Source organism: Amorphoplanes friuliensis DSM 7358 (genome assembly GCF_000494755.1).
Classification (GTDB): Bacteria; Actinomycetota; Actinomycetes; order Mycobacteriales; family Micromonosporaceae; genus Actinoplanes; species Actinoplanes friuliensis.
In genome coordinates this window covers 7,466,382-7,486,283 of sequence record NC_022657.1, presented here as the reverse complement: position 1 = coordinate 7,486,283, position 19,902 = coordinate 7,466,382, and the positions used below count along the sequence as shown (strand labels likewise).

General features: G+C 70.5%; 17 protein-coding genes. 7 read left to right on the top strand and 10 right to left on the bottom strand.

The window, feature by feature from the left end; translation table 11 throughout:
- Positions 1 to 49 precede the first annotated feature (49 nt).
- Together AFR_RS44245 and AFR_RS34425 are read left to right on the top strand one after the other, a co-directional pair.
- Positions 50 to 1,453: a cysteinyl-tRNA synthetase gene (locus AFR_RS44245; protein WP_023561447.1), complete on the top strand. Its 1,404-nt coding sequence runs from the start codon at positions 50 to 52 to the stop codon at positions 1,451 to 1,453.
- 178 nt (positions 1,454 to 1,631) lie between these two features.
- Positions 1,632 to 7,112, top strand: coding sequence for an ATP-binding protein (locus AFR_RS34425; protein ID WP_023561446.1), 5,481 nt, complete (start codon positions 1,632 to 1,634; stop codon positions 7,110 to 7,112).
- A gap of 54 nt (positions 7,113 to 7,166) precedes the next feature.
- Here AFR_RS34425 and lexA read toward each other — a convergent pair whose 3' ends face one another.
- Positions 7,167 to 7,829 carry a transcriptional repressor LexA gene (lexA, locus tag AFR_RS34420; protein ID WP_041841365.1) on the bottom strand — a complete coding sequence of 221 codons (663 nt, stop codon included), beginning with the start codon at positions 7,827 to 7,829 and terminating at the stop codon, positions 7,167 to 7,169.
- A gap of 40 nt (positions 7,830 to 7,869) precedes the next feature.
- On the opposite strand from lexA, the gene AFR_RS34415 reads away from it, so the two are divergent.
- The 5 genes from AFR_RS34415 (at position 7,870) to AFR_RS34395 (ending at position 11,490) form a co-directional block, all read left to right on the top strand.
- Positions 7,870 to 8,583, top strand: a complete 714-nt coding sequence (locus AFR_RS34415; protein WP_148308158.1) for a hypothetical protein — start codon at positions 7,870 to 7,872, stop codon at positions 8,581 to 8,583.
- A 112-nt stretch (positions 8,584 to 8,695) separates the two neighbouring features.
- Positions 8,696 to 9,031, top strand: a complete 336-nt coding sequence (locus AFR_RS34410) for a helix-turn-helix domain-containing protein (RefSeq protein WP_023561443.1) — start codon at positions 8,696 to 8,698, stop codon at positions 9,029 to 9,031.
- Between the two features lie 61 nt (positions 9,032 to 9,092).
- Complete coding sequence (locus AFR_RS34405; protein ID WP_023561442.1) at positions 9,093 to 10,337, top strand: amidase domain-containing protein; 1,245 nt, start codon at positions 9,093 to 9,095, stop codon at positions 10,335 to 10,337.
- A gap of 18 nt (positions 10,338 to 10,355) precedes the next feature.
- Complete coding sequence (locus AFR_RS34400) at positions 10,356 to 10,655, top strand: hypothetical protein (RefSeq protein ID WP_148308157.1); 300 nt, start codon at positions 10,356 to 10,358, stop codon at positions 10,653 to 10,655.
- 40 nt (positions 10,656 to 10,695) lie between these two features.
- Positions 10,696 to 11,490: an NPP1 family protein gene (locus tag AFR_RS34395; protein WP_041841364.1), complete on the top strand. Its 795-nt coding sequence runs from the start codon at positions 10,696 to 10,698 to the stop codon at positions 11,488 to 11,490.
- 6 nt (positions 11,491 to 11,496) lie between these two features.
- On the opposite strand, the gene AFR_RS34390 is transcribed toward AFR_RS34395, so the two are convergent.
- From AFR_RS34390 to AFR_RS34350, 9 genes are all read right to left on the bottom strand, one after another.
- Positions 11,497 to 12,606, bottom strand: coding sequence for a hypothetical protein (locus tag AFR_RS34390; RefSeq protein WP_148308156.1), 1,110 nt, complete (start codon positions 12,604 to 12,606; stop codon positions 11,497 to 11,499).
- A 47-nt stretch (positions 12,607 to 12,653) separates the two neighbouring features.
- Positions 12,654 to 13,313 (bottom strand): response regulator, encoded by a 660-nt coding sequence (locus AFR_RS34385; protein WP_023561438.1) that lies wholly within the window; start codon positions 13,311 to 13,313, stop codon positions 12,654 to 12,656.
- Positions 13,310 to 14,455 (bottom strand): sensor histidine kinase, encoded by a 1,146-nt coding sequence (locus AFR_RS34380; RefSeq protein ID WP_023561437.1) that lies wholly within the window; start codon positions 14,453 to 14,455, stop codon positions 13,310 to 13,312. The genes AFR_RS34385 and AFR_RS34380 overlap by 4 nt, the downstream gene beginning before the upstream one ends.
- On the bottom strand, positions 14,455 to 15,288 hold the full coding sequence (locus AFR_RS34375; RefSeq protein WP_023561436.1) for a CPBP family intramembrane glutamic endopeptidase: 834 nt from the start codon (positions 15,286 to 15,288) through the stop codon (positions 14,455 to 14,457). Before AFR_RS34375 ends, AFR_RS34380 begins: the two co-directional genes overlap by 1 nt.
- A 127-nt stretch (positions 15,289 to 15,415) precedes the next feature.
- Positions 15,416 to 16,234 (bottom strand): SAM-dependent methyltransferase, encoded by an 819-nt coding sequence (locus tag AFR_RS34370; RefSeq protein ID WP_023561435.1) that lies wholly within the window; start codon positions 16,232 to 16,234, stop codon positions 15,416 to 15,418.
- A 23-nt stretch (positions 16,235 to 16,257) separates the two neighbouring features.
- Positions 16,258 to 16,911 (bottom strand): response regulator, encoded by a 654-nt coding sequence (locus AFR_RS34365; protein ID WP_023561434.1) that lies wholly within the window; start codon positions 16,909 to 16,911, stop codon positions 16,258 to 16,260.
- Entirely contained in the window at positions 16,908 to 18,143 is a 1,236-nt protein-coding gene (locus AFR_RS34360) for a sensor histidine kinase (RefSeq protein ID WP_023561433.1), read from the bottom strand. The genes AFR_RS34365 and AFR_RS34360 overlap by 4 nt, the downstream gene beginning before the upstream one ends.
- Before the next feature lie 11 nt (positions 18,144 to 18,154).
- Positions 18,155 to 18,889: an ABC transporter permease gene (locus AFR_RS34355; protein WP_023561432.1), complete on the bottom strand. Its 735-nt coding sequence runs from the start codon at positions 18,887 to 18,889 to the stop codon at positions 18,155 to 18,157.
- 29 nt (positions 18,890 to 18,918) lie between these two features.
- Entirely contained in the window at positions 18,919 to 19,827 is a 909-nt protein-coding gene (locus AFR_RS34350) for an ABC transporter ATP-binding protein (protein ID WP_023561431.1), read from the bottom strand.
- Positions 19,828 to 19,902: the final 75 nt, after the last annotated feature.

The following is a 19,902-nucleotide window of genomic DNA, read 5'->3' as shown; positions in this document are numbered from 1 at the left end:
GTAATTGCCAAGTCTTGGCAACAGAGACACACGTGCGAGAGGGTTCTGCATGAGTCTGCTGGTGATCATGGGGTCGGGGGAGACCAGCCCGACCATGGTGAGTGTCCATCGCCGTCTGGCCGGCACGTTGCCGTCCCGGCCCTCGGCGGTCCTGCTCGAGACGCCCTACGGCTTCCAGGAGAACGTCGCCGACATCTCCGCCAAGGCCTGCGCCTACTTCGCCCGCAGCGTGGGCCTGTCCGTGACCGTGGCGCCCGGTCTTCGGGGCCCCGGCGTGGCGGCGGAGACCGACCAGGGTCTGGCCGCCGTGCGCGCCGCCGACTGGCTCTTCTCCGGGCCGGGTAGCCCGACCTACGCCATGGACTGCTGGCGGTCGACACCGGTCGGCCAGGCACTGCAGGACCGCCTGGCCCGCGGGCGCAGGCCCAACTTCAATGAAGTCGGGCCTTCGCGGCCGGATAGGCCCAACTTCGATGAAGTCGGGCCCTCGCGGCAGAGGCCCAACTTCAACGAGGTCGGGCCTTCGCGGCCGGATAGGCCCAACTTCGATGAAGTCGGGCCCTCGCGGCAGAGGCCCAACATCAAGGAAGTCGGGCCGGTCACGGTGCTGGCGTCCGCGGCCGCGGCGACCATGGGCCGCTGGGCGGTCCCGGTGTACGAGATCTACAAGGTCGGTGCGACGCCGTACTGGGCGCAAGGGCTGGACCTGATGGCGCACCTCGACCTCTCGGTGGCGGTGATCCCGCACTACGACAACACCGAGGGCGGCACCCACGACACGCGCTTCTGCTACCTGGGCGAACGCCGGCTCCGGATCCTGGAACGCGAGCTGCCGGCCCAGGCCGCGGTCCTCGGCATCGACGAGCACACCGCCGCCCTGATCGATCCGCCGAACGACTCCGTGGAGATCGTCGGCCGCGGCGGTGTGACGGTCCGCCGCGCCGGAGCCGATGTGGTGCTCCCGTCCGGCACTGTTCTGTCGTTGACGCGGCTGCGTTCCCTGGTCCGGGGTGAGGTTCGCGGTGGCGCGCCGAAGGTCGAGCAGCGCGAGGAGCTGGAGCAGCCGCCGACCGTCAGCGAGGTCGCGGCGGACTGCGAGCGTGAGTTCGACGAGGCGCTGGCCCGGCAGGATGCGGCCGGGCTCGGTCAGGCGGTCCTGGACCTGGAGTCGGCCGTCCGCGCCTGGAGTGCCGACACCGAGGAGGACGACGGCGCCGACCAGGCCGCGGCGGTGCTCCGGACCCTGATCGTGCGGCTGGCCCAGGTGGCGGAGCTGGACCCCGCCGAACGCCTGGCACCCCTGGTCGACCCGCTGATCGCGTGGCGTGCCCGGCTGCGGGCGGCGGGCGACTTCGCCGGCGCCGACGAGGTCCGCAGCCTGCTGGCCGAGGCGGGCGTGCTGCTCCGCGACACCCCCGGCGACACCCGCTGGACGTTGCCCGCAGCCCGCTGAGTTGTGGGCGATGGGAGCTGGTCTTTGGAGGATTCCTACAAAAGCCCGGCCCAGGCATACGCGACGCGGGACATTGGTGTACCCGGCAGTAATCAAGGAGGGTATAGGGAGGTGGAGGCGACGCTCCGAGACCCGGACGTCGCCTTCTGCGCGTGGGTTTACCTGGGAGGCTCAGCCGGTGTTCAGTCGTGTCGCCATCGTCAACCGTGGTGAGGCCGCGATGCGGCTCATCCACGCCGTCCGGGACCTCGCGGCGGAAACCGGGACCCGGATCGAGACGGTCGCCCTCTACACCGACGCCGACCGCACCGCGACGTTCGTCCGTGAGGCCGACATCGCGTACCCCCTGGGTCCCGCCTCGGCCCGCCCCTATCTCGACCATGCGGTCCTGGAGAAGGCGCTGGTCGAGACCGGTGCCGACGCCGCCTGGGTCGGCTGGGGGTTCGTCGCCGAGGACCCCGCCTTCGCCGAGGTGTGCGAGAAGGTCGGCGTCACCTTCGTCGGGCCGAGTGCCGAGGCGATGCGCAAGCTCGGTGACAAGATCGGCTCGAAGCTGATCGCCGAGGAGGTCGGCGTGCCGGTCGCGCCGTGGAGCCGCGGCGAGGTCGCGACCCTCGAGGACGCGCTGGCCGCCGGTGACCGGATCGGCTACCCGCTCATGCTCAAGGCGACCGCCGGTGGTGGCGGGCGCGGCATCCGCATGGTCGCCTCGGCCGCGGACCTGACCGACGCCTACGAGCGCACCAGCCAGGAGGCGCTGCGCGCGTTCGGCTCCGGTGTCGTCTTCCTGGAGCGCCTGGTCACCGGGGCCCGGCACGTCGAGGTGCAGGTCATCGCCGACGGGCAGGGGACGGCCTGGGCGCTGGGCGTCCGCGACTGCTCGGTGCAGCGGCGCAACCAGAAGATCATCGAGGAGTCGGCCTCCCCGGTCCTCTCGCCGGAGCAGACCGCCGAGCTCAAGTTGTCGGCCGAGCGGCTCGCCGGCGCCGTCGGTTACCGCGGCGCGTGCACGGTCGAGTTCCTCTACCACCCCGGCGAGAAGCTCTTCGCCTTCCTCGAGGTCAACACCCGCCTCCAGGTCGAGCACCCGATCACCGAGCTCACCACCGGTACGGACCTCGTCAAGCTCCAGCTGCACGTGGCCGGTGGCGGCAGGCTGGAGGGCCCGAAGCCGCAGGAGTCCGGTCACGCCGTCGAGGCCCGCCTGAACGCCGAGGACCCGGACCGCGACTTCGCCCCGTCACCCGGCCGCATCGCCCGGCTGGTGCTGCCCGCCGGCCCCGGCATCCGCGTCGACACCGGTGTCAGCGAGGGCGACACGATCCCCGCCGACTTCGACTCGATGATTGCCAAGATCATCGCGTACGGGCGGAACCGTGACGAGGCGCTGGGCCGCCTGCGCCGGGCGATGGCCGAGACCACCGTGATCATCGAGGGTGGTACGACCAACAAGAGCTTCGTGCTCGATCTGCTCGACCAGCCCGAGGTCATCGACGCGAGCGCGGACACCGGCTGGATCGACCGCGTCCGCGCCGAGGGCCGCCTGGTCACGCACCGGCACTCCGCGATCGCCCTGGCCGCGGCCGCGATCGAGGCCTACGACGACGAGGAGGAGATCAGCCGGCAGCGGTTGCTCGCCACCGCGCACGGCGGCCGTCCGCAGGTGCAGCACGAGAGCGGCCGTCCCCTCGACCTCAAGCTCCGCGGTGTCAGCTATCGCGTGAGTGTCGCCCGTGTCGGCCAGAGGCGGTTCCGCGTCGGCATCTCCGGCGGCGGCGACGTGCACCCCGCGGACGTCGAGATCGAGCGGTTCGACGAGCACACCGGCCGGATCGTGGTCAACGGGCAGCGGTTCCGGCTGGTGTCGGCCACGCACGGCCCGATCCACCTGGTCGAGGTCGACGGGACCACACACCGGGTCAGCCGGGACGAGGGTGGCGTCGTGCGTTCGCCCGCGCCCGCCCTGGTGGTGGCCACGCCGCTGGCGGTCGGTGACGAGGTCGAGTCCGGCGCGCCGATCCTGGTGCTGGAGAGCATGAAGATGGAGACGGTGCTGCGCGCGCCGTTCCGTGCCCGCGTCCGCGAGTGCCCGGTGTCCGTGGGCAGTCAGGTCGAGACCGGCGCGCCGCTGATGCGGCTGGAGCCGCTGGCCGACGACGCGGCCGAGGAGAAGGACGCCGGTCCGGCCGAGACCGTCGAGATCGATCTGCCGGCCGAGCCGGTGGACGCCTCCGCCGCCGATCGGGTCGAGCACGGTCTGCAGGATCTGCGCAGCCTGCTGCTGGGCTTCGACGTCGACTTCCGCGACCGCAAGCGTGTGCTGTCGCGCTACCTGTCCGCCCGGGCCGAGGCCGGTGGCCGCCCGCAGCCGGGTGAGCTGGACGTCCTGACGGTGTTCGCCGACCTGTCCGAGCTGAGCCGCAACAAGCCCGCCGGTGAGCTCGACGGCGAGCCGGCCAGCCTGGTGCACAGCCCGCGCGAATATTTCCACAGCTATCTGCAGAGCCTCGACGTCGAGCGTGCCGGTGTCACCGAGGAGTTCCAGGCCAAGCTCAAGCGCGTGCTGGCGCACTACGGCATCACCGACCTGGACCGCACGCCGGAGCTGGAGGCCGCGGTCTTCCGCATCTTCCTGGCGCAGCAGCGGATGACCTCCGACGTTGCTGTCGTGTCCGAGGTGCTGCGGCAGTGGCTGGCGGGCCCGCCGCCGGTGGAGTCGCTGAGCGAGCGTGCCGGTCTCACCCTCGAGCACCTGATCGAGGCCACCCAGGTGCGCTTCCCCGCGGTGTCCGACCTGGCCCGCGGTGTGGTCTTCCGGTGGTTCGCCCAGCCGCTGCTGCGCCGCAACCGTGCCAAGGTCTACGCGGCGGTCCGCGACGACCTGCGTCACCTCGACCGCAACCCGGAGGCGCCCGACCGCGCCGAGCGGATCCAGTCCATGGTGGCCAGTTCGGAGCCCCTGGTCCGGCTGATCGGCCAGCGGATCGGGCGGTCCGGCCTCGACCACGCTCCGCTGCTGGAGGTGCTGACGCGCCGTTACTACGGCAACCGCAGGCTCTCCGAGGTGACCACGCGTGAGGTCGGGGGCTGCCGGTTCGTCACCGCCGTCCACACCACCCCGGAACGCGTGACCCGCGTCGTCACGACGGCCGTCGACATCGCCACCCTGGCCGACGCCATCGGCGCGGTCGGCACGCTGGCCGCCGACGTCCCCGAGCGCGGGCTGGTCGCCGACCTCTACGTCACGTGGGAGGGCCAGCCGGACTCCGACAAGATGGCCGCGAGGCTCGGGCAGCTCCTCGCCGAGCACCCGCTGCCCACCGGCGTCCGCCGCATCACGACGACCATCGCCGGTTCGAGCGGCGTGGTGCATCACCACTTCACCTTCCGGCCCGACGGTGCCGGCTTCGCGGAGGACAGGCTCATCCGGGGCCTGCACCCGCAGATCGCCCAGCGCCTGCAGCTGCAGCGGCTGCGCGAGTTCGACCTCACCCGGCTGCCGTCGGCCGACGAGGAGATCTACCTCTTCAAGGCCGTCGCCAAGAGCAACCCCGCCGACGAACGGCTCTTCGCGATGGGTCAGGTCCGCGACCTGACACCGCTGCGCGAGGCCGACGGCCGGCTGGTCGCGCTGCCCGCGGTCGAGGACGCGATCACCGCCGGGCTCGACTCGATCCGCAACATCCAGGCCCAGCGGCCGCAGAACAAGCGGTTCGACACCAACCGGATCATGATGTACGTCTGGCCGTCGACGGAGCTGACCGCCGACGAGCTCAACATGCTGGTCCAGCGCATCCTGCCGACGTCGGCGGGCGCGGGACTGGAAGAGGTGCAGTTCGTGGCCCGCCAGCGCGACGCCGCGGGTGAGCTGACCGAGGTCGCCGTGCGGATCACCCTCGACCCCGGCGGCGCCCGCCTCTACGTCGACAAGCCGTCGACCGAGCCGGTGAAGCCCCTGGACGACTACCGCCAGAAGGTGCTGCGGGCGGCCCGGCGGGGGACCGTGTACCCGTACGAGCTGACCGGTCTGCTGTCCGGACGGGACGGCGGCTTCGTCGAGTACGACCTCGACGACACCGGTGTGCTCGTACCGGTGGACCGCCCGAAGGGCAAGAATTCCGCGGCGCTCGTGGCCGGTGTGGTCACGACCCGGACCGCGCGTCACCCCGAGGGCATCACGCGGGTCGCGCTGCTCGGCGACCCGACCAAGGCGCTGGGTGCACTGTCGGAGCCCGAGTGCTCGCGGGTGATCGCCGCGCTGGACCTGGCCGAGCGCATGCAGGTGCCGCTGGAGTGGTTCGCGTTGTCGGCCGGTGCCCGGATCTCGATGTCCTCGGGCACCGAGAACATGGACTGGGTCGCTGCCGCGCTCAAGCGCATCGTGACGTTCACGCAGGCCGGCGGCGAGATCAACATCATCGTCGCGGGCATCAACGTCGGCGCCCAGCCGTACTGGAACGCCGAGGCGACGATGCTCATGCACACCAAGGGCATCCTCGTGATGACACCGGACTCGGCGATGGTGCTGACCGGCAAGCAGTCGCTGGACTTCTCCGGTGGTGTGTCCGCCGAGGACAACTTCGGCATCGGCGGCTACGACCGCGTGATGGGCCCGAACGGTCAGGCGCAATATTGGGCGCCGACCCTGCCGGCCGCCCGCGAGGTGCTGATGGCGCACTACGACCACACGTACGTCGTGCCTGGCGAGACCTCGCCGCGGCGGGCCGCTACCACCGACCCGGCCGACCGCAGCGTCACCGACTTCCCGCACACCTTCGCGGGCAGTGACTTCTCCACCGTCGGCCAGATCTTCTCCACCGAGCACAACCCGGACCGCAAGAAGCCCTTCGACATCCGTACGGTCATGCGTGCCCTGTCCGACCAGGATCACCCGGTGCTGGAGCGCTGGGCGGGCATGGCCGACGCCGACACCTCGGCGGTGCAGGACGTGCACATCGGCGGTTGGCCGGTCTGCCTCATCGGCATCGAGTCGCGTTCCGTGCCCCGCCGGGGGTTCCCGCCCACCGACGGACCGGACACCTACACCGCGGGCACGCTGTTCCCGCGGTCGTCCAAGAAGACCGCGCGGGCCATCAACGCCGCCTCCGGCAACCGCCCGCTCGTCGTCCTGGCCAACCTGTCCGGTTTCGACGGCTCGCCGGAGTCGATGCGCAAGCTCCAGCTGGAGTACGGCGCCGAGATCGGCCGGGCGATCGTCAACTTCGAAGGCCCGATCGTCTTCTGCGTGATCTCCCGCTATCACGGCGGCGCGTTTGTGGTCTTCTCCAAGGCCCTGAACCCGAACATGACCGTGCTGGCCCTGGAGGGCTCGTTCGCCTCGGTGCTCGGTGGGGCTCCGGCCGCGGCCGTGGTGTTCTCCGGCGAGGTGAACAACCGCACCGCGACCGACCCGCGGGTCACCGGGCTGCAGGCGCAGCTCGCGGCGGCCAGCGGCGCCGAGCGGGCAGCCCTGAACGCCCAGCTCGCCGAGGTCCAGTCGGCCGTCCGCGCCGAGAAGCTCGGTCAGGTCGCGGCCGAGTTCGACCGGGTCCACAGCATCCAGCGGGCGGTGGAGGTCGGCTCGGTCGACGCCATCATCAGCGCCGCCGAGCTGCGTCCCCGGATCATCGAGGCGATCGAGCACGGCATGAAGAGCTGACAACCGCTTCGAGGGGCGCTCGCCGGCGCCCCTCGAGGCGGCCCGATCAGCGGCTCAGATCCGCCGCAGAACGGACACGACCTTCCCCAGCACCACGGCCCGGTCACCGTCGATGACCTCGTACGCCGGGTTGCGCGGTTCGAGCAGCACGTGCCCGCCCCGGCGCCGGAACACCTTGACCGTGGCCTCGTCGTCGATCATCGCGCAGACGATGTCCCCGTTGTAGGCGTCCGGCTGCTGACGCACGACCACGATGTCCCCGTCGCAGATCGCCGCGTCCACCATCGAGTCACCCTGCACCCGCAGGCAGAAGAGCGTGCCCCGGCCGACCAGTTCGCGCGGCAGCGTGAGCTTCTCGTCGAGCGTCTCCTCGGCCAGGATCGGGCTGCCTGCGGCCACCGAACCGACCAGCGGAACACCGACCGTCGTCGGATCACCGTCGTCGCGGGAGACCGGCTCCAGGAACATCCGCACATCGACCGGGCGCGTCACGGAACGCCCGCGGCGCAGGAAATCGCGCTCCTCCAGCACCCGCAGATGCCGGCTGACCGACGACGTCGAGGCCAGCCCGACCGCGTCGGCTATCTCCCGGGTGGACGGCGAATATCCGTACCGCACCACCCAGTCCCGGATGACGGTCAGAATCGCCCGCTGCCGCGGGGACAGCGTGGACGTGTCGAGATCCTCGGCCAGGTGCACCTCAAGATCTAACCCCATCCACCCCCGGTACGCGGCGCGGCACGCTGCACAATGCACTATGAGTAACCGCACGAGGCGTAGTGGACTGATCGTCACCGGGGCAGCGCTGGTCGTAGGGGCACTCGTCGTGATCACTGCGGCCGGTGTCATCAAGGGACCGTGGTCGGAGTCCGCCCAGAGTGCCCGCTCGGGTCAGGCCCCGGCGGTCTCGACCGGCTCGATCCTGGTACGCGTGCCGCCGGGCAAGATCGTCGCCACGGACAAGTGGCCGCACGCCTGCCAGCTCCTCACCGACGCCGACCTCGCAGCTGTCCTTCCCGACGCGACCGAGGTCGAGTCGTTGCCCGGCGCTGCGTCCACCGTGACCATCGAGGAGTACGCGGTGGATCCGGCGTGGCGGCGGGACAAGCGGACCGACGAGGGCCGGTGCGCGTGGAACATGAAGCTGCCGGGAGAGCGTGTCAACGCGTACACGACGGTGTGGATTCGGATCGTCGCCGTGGCCGACCCGGAGCTGATCCGGCGTTACCACGACGACCAGGCGACCTATCGTGGCGGCGGCATCGCTCCGACCGGCCTGCGCGGCGGCGGCTCCTGCTTCATCTCCAGCCTGTACGCCGCGTACCTGGTCTGTGCCGGCTCGGCGCTGATGTTCGAGGTCGGCGGGTCCACGACCACGGACTTCGGCGACTACCGCGCGTACGGGTACTGGCGTGACACCGTGCTTCCGGAGTTCGCCGTGGCGGTCGCATCGAAGATCCGTACGGGGTGATCGGGCCCGAACTTGTACGCAGCTGCGTTCTTGTTCTGGGTCGGCGGCCGAACAACTATCGGTTCTTGGCTTGATGCAACGTTGTCGATGCAACAGGACGAGGACTGGACAGATGAACATCGTTCCCAGGCCGCCGGTGCCACCGGATCCCACCGGCGCCGCCACGCCGACCGAGTTCGCGGGACGTCTCCGCGCGCTGATGACCACCCGCAGGCGTTCCCTGGACAGCGTGGCCCGGTTCAGCCGGGACGCCGGGACGCCGATCTCCCGCGCCACCGTCCACAATCTGATCACCGGCGGGGGCACTCCCCGCCAGGAGACCCTGCTCGGTTTCCTGCGGGGCTGCGGGGTTGCCCCCCGCGAGCAGATCCGCTGGCTCATCACGTTCCAGCAGGTCTACCCGGCGCCCGAGCGGCACTACGCGGCCCCCGAGCGCCGCGCGAGCTGAGCTGTGGCCGCTTGCGGCCACCTCGCGGAGGCGGCCCCGCAGACTCCCTACCGTTCGTTGCATGGTGAGTTTCGCGAGTCTCCGGGCCGCCCGGCCCGACGAGTGGGGCAGGGCCGCCGACACCTGGCTGGGCCTGGCCCGGGAGTCCGAGGACGCGGCCAACGGCATCTTCGACCGCGGCTCGGCCAAGGTCGCCGACAACTGGGCCGACCAGGCCGGCATTCTGGCGGGCGAGCAGCTCGGCACCCTGGCCGACTCCTACCTGACCGCCGCGGGCACGATGCACGGCGTCGTGTCGGTGCTCTCGGGTCTCGCCGACTCGATCGGCGTCGTCCAGCGGTCGCTGGAAGCCGCCGTCGACTACGCACTCCGCAACGGCTTCACGATCGACGCCGAGGGCCGGGTCACCGCCCCACCGGAGTCCGCGAGCACCCCCGAGGCGCTCCGCGACGCCGACCTGCTGATCCGGGAGGCGCTCGACTCGGCCACCCGCATCGACGTGGAGGCCCGCACCCAGCTGGACGAGCTGGCCGCCGCGGTCTTCACCACCGACCGCGACTGGGCGGTCGACACCGTCCAGGGCAACGCCTCACGCTCGCAGGTCGAGCTCTTCGCCGAGGCGTTGCCCATCGGTCAGGACCCGCGAACGGTCGATGCGTGGTGGGACGCCCTGCCGCCTGAGGACCGCGCGGCGTTCGAACGCGCCGTCCCCGTCCAGCTCTACGACCTCGAAGGGCTGCCGGCCGACGTCAAGGCACGTCTCGAGGGCGACGGCGGCTACAACCGGATCGAGGCGGTGCGCTGGGCCCAGCAGAACGCGTTCACCACGGACATCGACATCTTCGACAACAACTGTGCCAACTTCGTGTCCCACGCCCTCGCCAACGCCGGTCTCGAACCCAAACTCGACGACTTCGGTGGCGCGTACTCCGGCGGGTGGAGCCAGGGGCTGCAGACCGGCTGGGACGCGCTCGACGCCGTCGACTACACCCACACACCGGCCTGGACGCTCTCCGACCGCCAGCGGGACTTCTTCGTCGAGAACGGCGGCGCCGAGATCCCCCTGTCCGGCGCCCAGCCCGGCGACGTCATCTACTGGGAGCAGGCGGCACCCGGCGGTCCCATCGCGGAGGGCGGCGTCCACCACGCCGCGGTCGTCACCTCGGTGACCCCGGACGGCGACATCCACTACACCCAGCACACCGCCTCGCGACTCGACGCCAGCCTCGACGGACGGCTGCCGACCAACGAGATCGTCGAGGGCGACCAGCGCCCGGTTGTCGTCCGTCCCCGGCAGACCTGGTAGGCCGACATGAACATCAACATGCGTACCGAAGGGGTCGCCGCCGCGGGTGACGACCTGCAGACGCTGGCCGACGAGGCCAAGCAGAAGGTCCACTCGCTCTTCGCCCTGAGCGACGTGGCCGCCCAGGCCAATCCCGGCTGGCTCTCCTCGGCGTCCCTGGCCAACTGCCGCCGGGTCTGGGAACAACGCATGCAGGAGACCGTGACCACCACGGCCGACCTCGCCACCGCCCTGTCCGTCTCCGCCACCGAAGCCGCCACCACCGACGCCGAGGGCGCAACCCGCCTGACGACCGTCCTCGACACCTTCGGCACCTGAGGCATTGACCGCCGGGACCGCGTGTGGGATATAGATCACCATGAACTCCTCGTCCGGCCGACTGCGCCGAGCTTCAGCCCGTCTGGCCGCGGGGATAATCGCGTTCGGGATCCTGGTGCCGGCCTCCGCGGCCTTCGCCGACTCGTTGCCCAACCTGCCCGAGAACGCCGACGGGTACGAGGCGTCGTTCTCGCCCGCGTTCGACTACGACGTGGACGGTTGTTATGCCGTGGCGGCGATCAGCCCGGACGGCACGATCAACGGCGGGCTCAAGACCACCGGTGCCATCAACGGCAGCTGCCGGGACCAGACCGACCTCGACCGGTCGCAGACGTACGCCCGCTCGAAGTGCAACAACGGCTGGTGCGCCATCGTCTACGCCAGTTACTTCGAGAAGGACCAGGCTGTGCACGGCAGTGGTCTCGGCGGCCACCGCCACGACTGGGAACACGTCGTCTCCTGGGTCGACCAGTCCACCGACCGGGTCGAGTTCGTCAGCACGACGCAGCACAGCGGTCAGCGGACCTACGCCCGGTCCGAGGTGCAATTCGACGGGACGCACCCGAAGGTCGTCTATCACAAGGACGGCCCGTCGACGCACTTCTTCCGGCTCGCGAACACCGGTGACGAGCCACCGGAGAACCACTACCACTCCTGGCGGTACCCGCCGGTCGTCGGCTGGAACGGCTGGCCCACGACCGAACTCCGCGACAAGCTGATGACCGCGAACTTCGGGTCCGCGAGCATCAAGGTCAAGGACAGCTCGTTCGAGTATCTCCTCGACGCCGCGAAGCCCGGCGGGATCCCGTTCGACGCGTACGCGGGCGGGTCCTGACCCTGGTCAGGTCGTGGCGGCGTTGGCCACCATCCGGTTGTTGAGGGCGGTGGCGCGGCCGGTGTCGATCGTGGCCTCCTGCTCCCAGCCGCGGGGCAACTCGACCGAGATGCCGTGGTTTTCCGCGACCCAGGACGCGGTGGTCTCGACGGTGGCGTCCTCCTCGGCCTCGATCTTGGCGAGGGTGGCCGTCTGGAACTGGATCGGGTGCCCCGCGGCGCCGGCGGCGGTCATGTGGTCGTACATGCTCTGGTAGTCGGCGCGGGTCTGTTCGAGCCGGCCGTCGACCCGGCGGGCGATCAGCGAGTTGTTCTCCCACACGCCGAAACTGCCCATCGTGCGCTTCTGGAACTCCATGAGCTCGATGGTGATGTCCGGGTCGGTCTTCAGGCGGCCGGTGCCCGGATCGATGTACTGCCAAGGGTTGTAGGCCACCGAGGACGTGATGCCCCTGGGGGTGAAGGCGTCCTGGTGCGCGGCGATCACCGTCTCCAGCGCTGCCCGGTCGGCGGTGTCGGTGTATTCGCGGCCGATCGCCTTGGCGCGGTTGGCCGCCACACCGAGCTGCTTGATGCACGGCTCGGCAAAAACGGTGCAGGTGCCTGAGACGGTCACCTCACCCCAGAGCGGCTCCGGCTCCAGCGCCGCGGCCAGCTTCGGCAGGAAAGCGGTGTACGCCGCGAGGAAGTCGTCGGCCCACCACACCGGTACGTCGTACAGCAGAGGGGTGACGGGGTCGGGATCCTCCCAGCCGACCATGGGCCCGCCGCCGAGCGCGAGCGCCCAGGCCGGCGACTGATATCCGGCGAGCAGACGCAGCTTGAGCCGGGTGTAGCCCCGCGCCCGGGCGACGCCGGCCGCGTCGCGAAGCTTCTGCAGCGCCGCCTCGCTGACGTCACCGGACGGCTCGGGCTGAGCCTCGGCCCAGGTCAGCGGCTGGACAAAACCACGCAGGCGATCCCAGCCCGCCGGGCGGACGAGTGTCACGTCGCGGGCCAGCAGACCGGTGACGCGCCCCCGCATCGGCACGTCGTCGGCGAGCGCCGGAGCGGCCGGCAACCCCGCGGCAGCAAGCGGCACACCGGCCGCAATCGTCAAAAATCCTCGCCGATTCATGGCCGGACGCTACCAGTCCACACCGGACCGTAGGGGGCAGCAAAAACCTAGGTCACCAGGCCGCGGCGATAGGCATAAACCACCGCCTGTACGCGGTCGCGCAGGCCCAGCTTTGCCAGGATGCGGGAGACGTACGTCTTGACCGTCTCCTGGCTGATCACCAGCGTGGCGGCGATCTCGCCGTTGGACATGCCGTCGGCGATGAGGCGCAGGACTTCCAGTTCGCGGGGGGTCAGCGCCGGATCGTCCGGTGTGCCCTCGGCGGGGCGGATCCGGGTGGCGTACCGGCCGACGAGCTGGCGGGTCACCTCGGGTGCCAGCAGTGCGGCGCCGGTCGCGACGGTGCGGATGCCGTTCAGCAGCTGCACCGGTGGTGCGTCCTTGAGCAGGAAGCCGCTGGCTCCCGCGCGCAGCGCCTCGTAGACGTACTCGTCGAGGTTGAACGTGGTCACCACCAGCACCTTGACGGGCTGGGCGACACCCGCGCCGGCCAGGAGGCGCGTGGCCTCGATGCCGTCGAGGACCGGCATCCGGACGTCCATCACGACCACGTCCGGGTGGACGCGGGCGGCGAGCTCGACGGCGGCGCGGCCGTCCCCGCACTCGCCCACGACCTCGAGGTCCGGCTGGGCGTCGATGATCGTGGTGAAGCCGGTGCGGATCAGGGCCTGGTCGTCGCAGATCAGCACCCGGACAGGCGCGGTCACAGCGGGCTCCCGGTGGGGATGCGCGCCTGCACGACAAATCCGCCGTCCGCGCGCCGGTCCGCGCTGAAGTCGCCGCCGAGCACGTCGACACGGTCGCGGAGCCCGGCCAGGCCGCGGCCGCTGCCACCCGGTGACGCGGTGTTCGTGCCGGAGCCGTCGGTGCTGACCTCCACCGTGGTTTCCCTTTCGCCGTGCCGGACACGAACCGTCGTGGGGCTGCCGTGCGCGTACTTGAGGGCGTTGGTCAGCGCTTCCTGCACGACCCGGTAGGTCGTGATCTCGGCGCTGCCGCTCGTGCGCCCGTCCTCGCTGAACTCGACCGGCTGCCCCGCCTGCCGTGTCTGCTCCACCAGCGTGGCCAGGTCACCCACGGACGGCATCCGGGGCTCGGCGCCATGGTCGGGGTTGAGCAGATCGAGCAGGTGCCGCAGGTCGGAGATCGCCCGTCTTCCCGTACCGGTGATGGCGGTCAGGGTCTCGTCGAGACGATCGGGGGCTGCGGTCAGGTAGCGGGCCGCCTCTGCCTGCACGACCATCGCCGTCACGTGATGGGTCACCACGTCGTGCAGTTCGCGGGCGATGCGGGTGCGTTCGGCGGTGCGGGTGGTCTCGGCGACGTGGATCCGGCGTTCGGCCTCGGCCGCCCGCGACTGCCACAGCCAGGCCCCGGCACCCCAGGCGATCGCCGCTACCAGGTAGAACGTCACGAAACCGGCGATACCCTCGGTCGATCCCTGCCGGTCCAGAGCGAGGGCCAGCGGCACGTACGCCGCGGTGGCCAGCACCGCGGTGGTCCGCCGGTGGCGTTCCAGATGGGCCGCCGTGCTCAGCAGCGCGATCCCCAGCGCCGTGCCCGCGACCAGGTGATATCCGCGGAGCTGATCGATGGCGAAGCCGAGCGACACCAGCGCCAGGCAGACGGCGGGCCAGCGGCGCCGGACGGCGAGCGGCAGGCACTCCAGCGCGATCACGACGTAGGTCAGCGCGTCGAACGGCCGGGCCGGCAGGTCACCGAGCTGCGTCCCGCGGTTGTGCAACGCCGGCACCAGCGAGGCGACGCCGAGCACCAGCCCGATCGGGAGATCCCGGACCAGGACGGGCCACCGCCGCCACCGGTCCGGGAAGCTCCGGAAGTCGATCATCAGCTGACTGTAACGGTCGCCGGGTCGCCGGCCGCGCGGCGGCGACGAGGGACGATCTGACCGCGACGGCGGGCCAGCCACATGAACACCAGCGTCAGCACCACACCCGCCGCCACCGTGTAGAGGCTGCCCTCCGGCCCGAAGTCACCCCCGGTCACCAGGGACGGGCCGGACATCGTGGTGTCCAGCAGGCCCTTCGACTCACCGTTGCCCGAGACGACAACGCTGAAGATCCCGCCTGCGGCGAAGTTCCACCCGAAGTGCAGACCGATCGGCACCCACAGCGTACGGGTGGCGGCGTAGCAGGCGGCGAGCATGAACCCGGCCTCGATCGAGATGGCGATCGCACCCCACAGGCTGGCGTCGGGGTTGGCCAGGTGCATCAGACCGAAGACGACACCGGTCAGGAGCAGCGCGATCCACGTGCCGGTGCGTTCCTCGACGAGGCGGAAGAGAACGCCCCGGAACAGCAACTCCTCGGTCACCGCGGCGGCGGCCATGAACCCGAGCAACCCGATCGCGCCGGTCACCGAGCCGATCCCGGTGACGTGGTAATCGCCGAGAAAAGCGATGTTGACGATGACCGCGGCGAACATCGCAAAACCGATCAGCACCCCGCGGACGATCCGCCGGCCGGCACCGCTGCGAGCCACCTCCACGGGCGCCCGGCTTTCGGTCCTGCGGACCACCCACGCGTAGACGAGCACCGCGGCCACGGCCGTCACGGTCCCGACGACCAGGCTGAGCCAGGCGTTCCCCTGCACCGCGGTGATGGCCTGACCGCCGGCAAAAGCGACTGCCGCAACGGCCAGGAACTGCTTCAAGAAACGCACGACGACTCCTCCGCGAACCCGCGACGGGAGCGCCGCGGCTGAGTCAAACGCTAGGGATCCGCGGCCCCGAAAAAGTCACCGCTCGGTGGACACTTCCCTGTAGCTCGTACGGGGGACAAGCGACCCGTCAGTGGCCCTTGCGGCCGACCGCGGTCCAGATGTTGATGTCCGAGCGTTCGGGGATCTCGAGGTCGGGGTCCGGGCGCCATTCGCTGGCCGGGACCACGCCCGGCTCGACGAGCTCGAGGCCCTCGAAGAGGTCGGTGAACTCCTCGCGGCTGCGGGTCCAGACGTCGGACTTTCCCTGCTCGATGAGCTGCTGGTAGAGCGCCTGCTGCTCCGGCGTGCCGAAGTCGGAGGTGGCGTGGGTCGCGACCAGGTAGCTGCCCGGCGGCAGGGCGTCGAGGAGCTTGCTGACGATCGGCTTGGCGGCGCCGTTCCCGTGGATGAAGTGGAGGACGGCGATCAGCATCAGGCCGACCGGCTGCTGCAGGTCGAGCGTCTCGTGCAGCACCGGGTCCGAGAGGATGGACTCGGGATCGTTGAGGTCGGCCTCGATATAAGCCGTCCGGCCCTCGGGGCTGCTGTCGAGCAGGGCGCGCGCGTGGACCATGACGAGCGGGTCGTTGTCGACGTAGACGATGCGGCTGTCGGGGGCGTACCGCTGGGCCACCTCGTGGGTGTTGTCGGCGGTCGGCAGACCCGTACCGATGTCGAGGAACTGCCGGATGCCGGCCTCCTCCGCGAGGAACCGGGTGGCCCGCTGCAGGAGGGAGCGGTTGGCCAGCGCGCCGAGCCGTACCTTGGGGAAGAGCCGCTGGAGCTCGTCGCCGGACGCCCGGTCGGCGGCGAAGTTGTCCTTGCCCCCGAGCCAGTAGTTGTATCGCCGGGCCGGGTGCGGCTCGCTCGGATCGATCTTGGGGGCGGCCGCGCTGGTCTCATCCACCGCTGAACGATAACGCCAACCGCTCAGGATTGGGTCGGTGGCTGGGGGGTGAGCAGTCGCTGGTTGAAAGCTTCCGTCACGGCGGCGGCGCGGTCGCGGACGCCGAGTTTGGCGTAGATGCTGAGCAGGTGGCTCTTGACCGTGGCCTCGGTGATGAAGAGGCGACCGGCTGCCTCCCGGTTGGTGTTTCCGGCCGCCACCAGCTCGAGGACCTCCATCTCGCGGCGGCTGAGCAGCTGCGGGGCGGGGGTGCGGACCCTGTTCATCAGCCACGCCGCCACCGAGGGTGACAGCACGGACTCGCCCCGGGCGGCGGCCCGTGCGCCGCGGAGGAGCTCCTCGCGGGGTGCGTCCTTGAGCAGGTAGCCGGTGGCTCCCGCCTCGATCGCGGGCAGGACGTGGGCGTCGGTGTCGTAGGTGGTCAGCACGAGCACCCTCGCGGTGACGCCGCGACGGGCCAGTTCGGTGATCGCGGTCAGGCCGTCCATGCCCGGCATGCGCAGATCCATCAGGACGACGTCGGGCCGGAGACGTTCGGCCAGCTCCACGGCCTCGGCGCCGTCGGCGGCCTCACCCAGCACCTCGAAGCCGGGGGCGGCGGCGAACATGCTGCTCAGGCCGTTGCGGACGACGGGGTGGTCGTCCACGATCAGCAGACGGATCGTGGGCTCGGTCATGCGGGGCTCCCGGCCGGCAGCGGAAGGGACGCCGAGATCCCGGTGCCGGCACCGGGCTCCGACTCGATCAGCAGTTGTCCGGACAGCGCCTCGATGCGCTGCCGCATGATCGTCAGGCCGAACCCGCCGGCCGGACCGCCCGCGGGGTCGAAGCCGTTGCCGTCGTCGCGGACGTCGAGAGCCACCGTGTCCTCGAGGTAGGACAGGGTCACGCCGACACGGCCGGCGCGGGCGTGCTTGGCCACATTGGCCAGCGCCTCCTGCGCCGTCCGCAGCATCGCGAACTCGGCCTCCGGTGCCATCGGCCGCACCGTACCGGTGGTGGTGACCTGGACGGCGAGCCCGTTCACCTGGGACCAGCGGTCGGCGACGCCGGTGAGCGCCTCGCTGAGGCGGGCCGTCTCCAGGGACTCGGGCCGCAGCGCGTGGACCGAACGCCGCGCCTCCTTCAGGCTCTCCCGGGCCAGGCTCTTCACCGCCGCGAACGGCCGTTGCCACTGCTCGGGCACCTCGTGGAGCTGCTCGGCCGCCTGGAGCTGCGTGATGATGCCGGTCAGCCCCTGCGCCAGGGTGTCGTGGATCTCCCGCGCCATCCGCCGGCGTTCGTCGAGGATGCCCGCCTCCCGGGCCCGGGTGAGCAGTTGCTGGTGCAGGCCGGCGTTCTCGGCCAGCGTCGCCTCGAGGAGGTGGTTGGCCCGGCTGAGCTCGGCGAGCGCCTGATCGCGCTGCGAGCCCTCCTTCTCGTCGACCCGGAGGAACCACGCCACACCGCCCATGAGGATCAGGTTGAGCAGCACGATGATCACGGTGATGGCCAGCCCGAGGGTGGACGACTTGTCCACCGTGGAGGCCTGCGCGGTGGCGGCCACCACCGCGGTGGCCGCGACGACCGTCAGCCGCCACGGCCACCGGACGACGGTGAAGGCGTAGATGTAGACGGCCGGGGTGAAGAACCCGAACGCGGCCTCCCGGAGCACCAGCAGGGCGGAGAGCAGCACCAGCCCGGTGAGGAACACGCCCATCGCCAGGGGCTGCCCCCACCGGGAGGGCCGCAGCGTGAACATGACCAGCATCCACACCGCGGTTGCCCCGCACAGCCCCAGATTGATCAGCAGCGAGCCGGTGTCCGCATGGTTCGTGATCGTCGTGAAAACTGCCAGGAGCACCAGCAACGTGTACGGAGCGACGGTCACCAACAGGTGCGGTGGCCGCCCGGGTCCGGTCGTCGCCATGGTCGGCACCCCTATTCCCAGCGGAACGTGCGGACGGCGATCGTCGAGCACACCAGCGCATAGCCGAGCAGGACCAGCAACGGCTGGGCGGACGGGAAACTCCCCGCGTACGCGTCCTGGAAGGCCTGCATGCCCGCGCCGAGCGGGGTGAGATGGGCGATGTCGCGGAGCAGCGGCGGCATCTGCGTGATCGGCACCCACAGCCCGGCGAAGAACATCATCGGGAAGTACAGCACGGTTCCGATCGCCGTCGCAGCCCCGCGTCCGGGGGCCACGGCGGTGATCAGCATGCCGATCGACAGCAGCGCGGCCGCCACGACCAGCCAGGCCGCGACAAAGCCGGCAAGGTTGTCCGGCAGGTCGACACCGAAGGCCACACCGGCCACCGCCAGGAACAGGAACGCGGCCACGACAGCGATCGCCAGGTTGGACAGCAACTGGGCCGCGAGCACCCGCGCCGGACCGACCGGTGTGGTCCGCATCCGCCTCAGAACGCCGTACTCGCGGTAGCCGGCGAGGGTGTTCGGCAACGAGATCAGGGCCAGCATCGCGATGTTGAACAGGATCAGGACAGGGACGTAGAGCTCGAACGTGGTGAGCCCGCCGTTGGCCTCCTCGGGTTTTCGCATCGCCGGGATGCTGCCCAGGATGATCAGCAGGATCAGCGGGAAGCCGACACCCCACAGGGGCCCGACCTTGTCGCGGACGCTGAGCTTCATCTCGACCTTGACCAGGGCAACAGACATGATCGTGCCTTCTCTCTCCCGCTGCGGGATCACGCCGGACGCTTCGTGGTCAGGTGGACGAACGCGTCCTCGAGGCTGGCCTGCTCGACCCGCAGCCGTTCGGCCGTGATCTGGTTACGGCCGAGAACAGCCGTGACGGCGGTGAGCGCGTTGTCGGTGCCGTCGACGATGACAAGATCGCCGCGCCGGGTGACACCGGTGACGTCCGGCAGGCCCAGCAGCAGACTGTCGTCGAACGGCCGCGACGGGCGGAACTGGATGCGCTGCCCGAGGTGCGCCTGCGCGGCCAGGCCGGCCGGCGTGTCCACGGTGACCACCCGGCCGGCATCGATCAACGCCACCCGGTCGCACAACCGCTCGGCCTCCGCCATGAAATGCGTGACCAGCACGATCGTCACCCCGCGGGCACGAACATCCTCGATCAGATCCCAGGTTTCACGGCGCGCCTGCGGATCGAGCCCGGTGGTGAGCTCGTCGAGAATCGCCACCCGCGGATTGCCGACAAGAGCCAGCGCGATCGACAGGCGCTGCTTCTGACCGCCGGACAGTTTGGCGTACCGGGTCTGTGCTTTGGCGGTGAGACCGAGCGAATCCATCAGGCCGCGCCAGTCGGCCGGCCGGGGATAGAACGAGCTGTAGAGCTCGAGGGCCTCGGCGACCCGGAGCCGATCCGGAAGCCGGCCGTCCTGAAGCTGAACCCCGAGCAGCCGGGTCACCTCGGCGCGGTCACGACGCGGATCGAACCCGCACACCGTGATCTGGCCGCGGTCGGGGGCGCGGAGGCCCTCGACACACTCGACAGTGGTGGTCTTCCCGGCGCCGTTGCGGCCGAGAATCCCGAGGATCTCACCCTCCTCGACGGTGAGAGAAAGGTCGTCGACGGCGACGGTGTCGCCGTAACGTTTGTGCAGGTGCTGAACCTCGATCACCGAAGCCATCTGGGTGTCCTTCCGGGTGTCCGTCCGACACCCTCAACCCTCGACGACCTGCACCTTTCCCGGTATTCGTCAGTG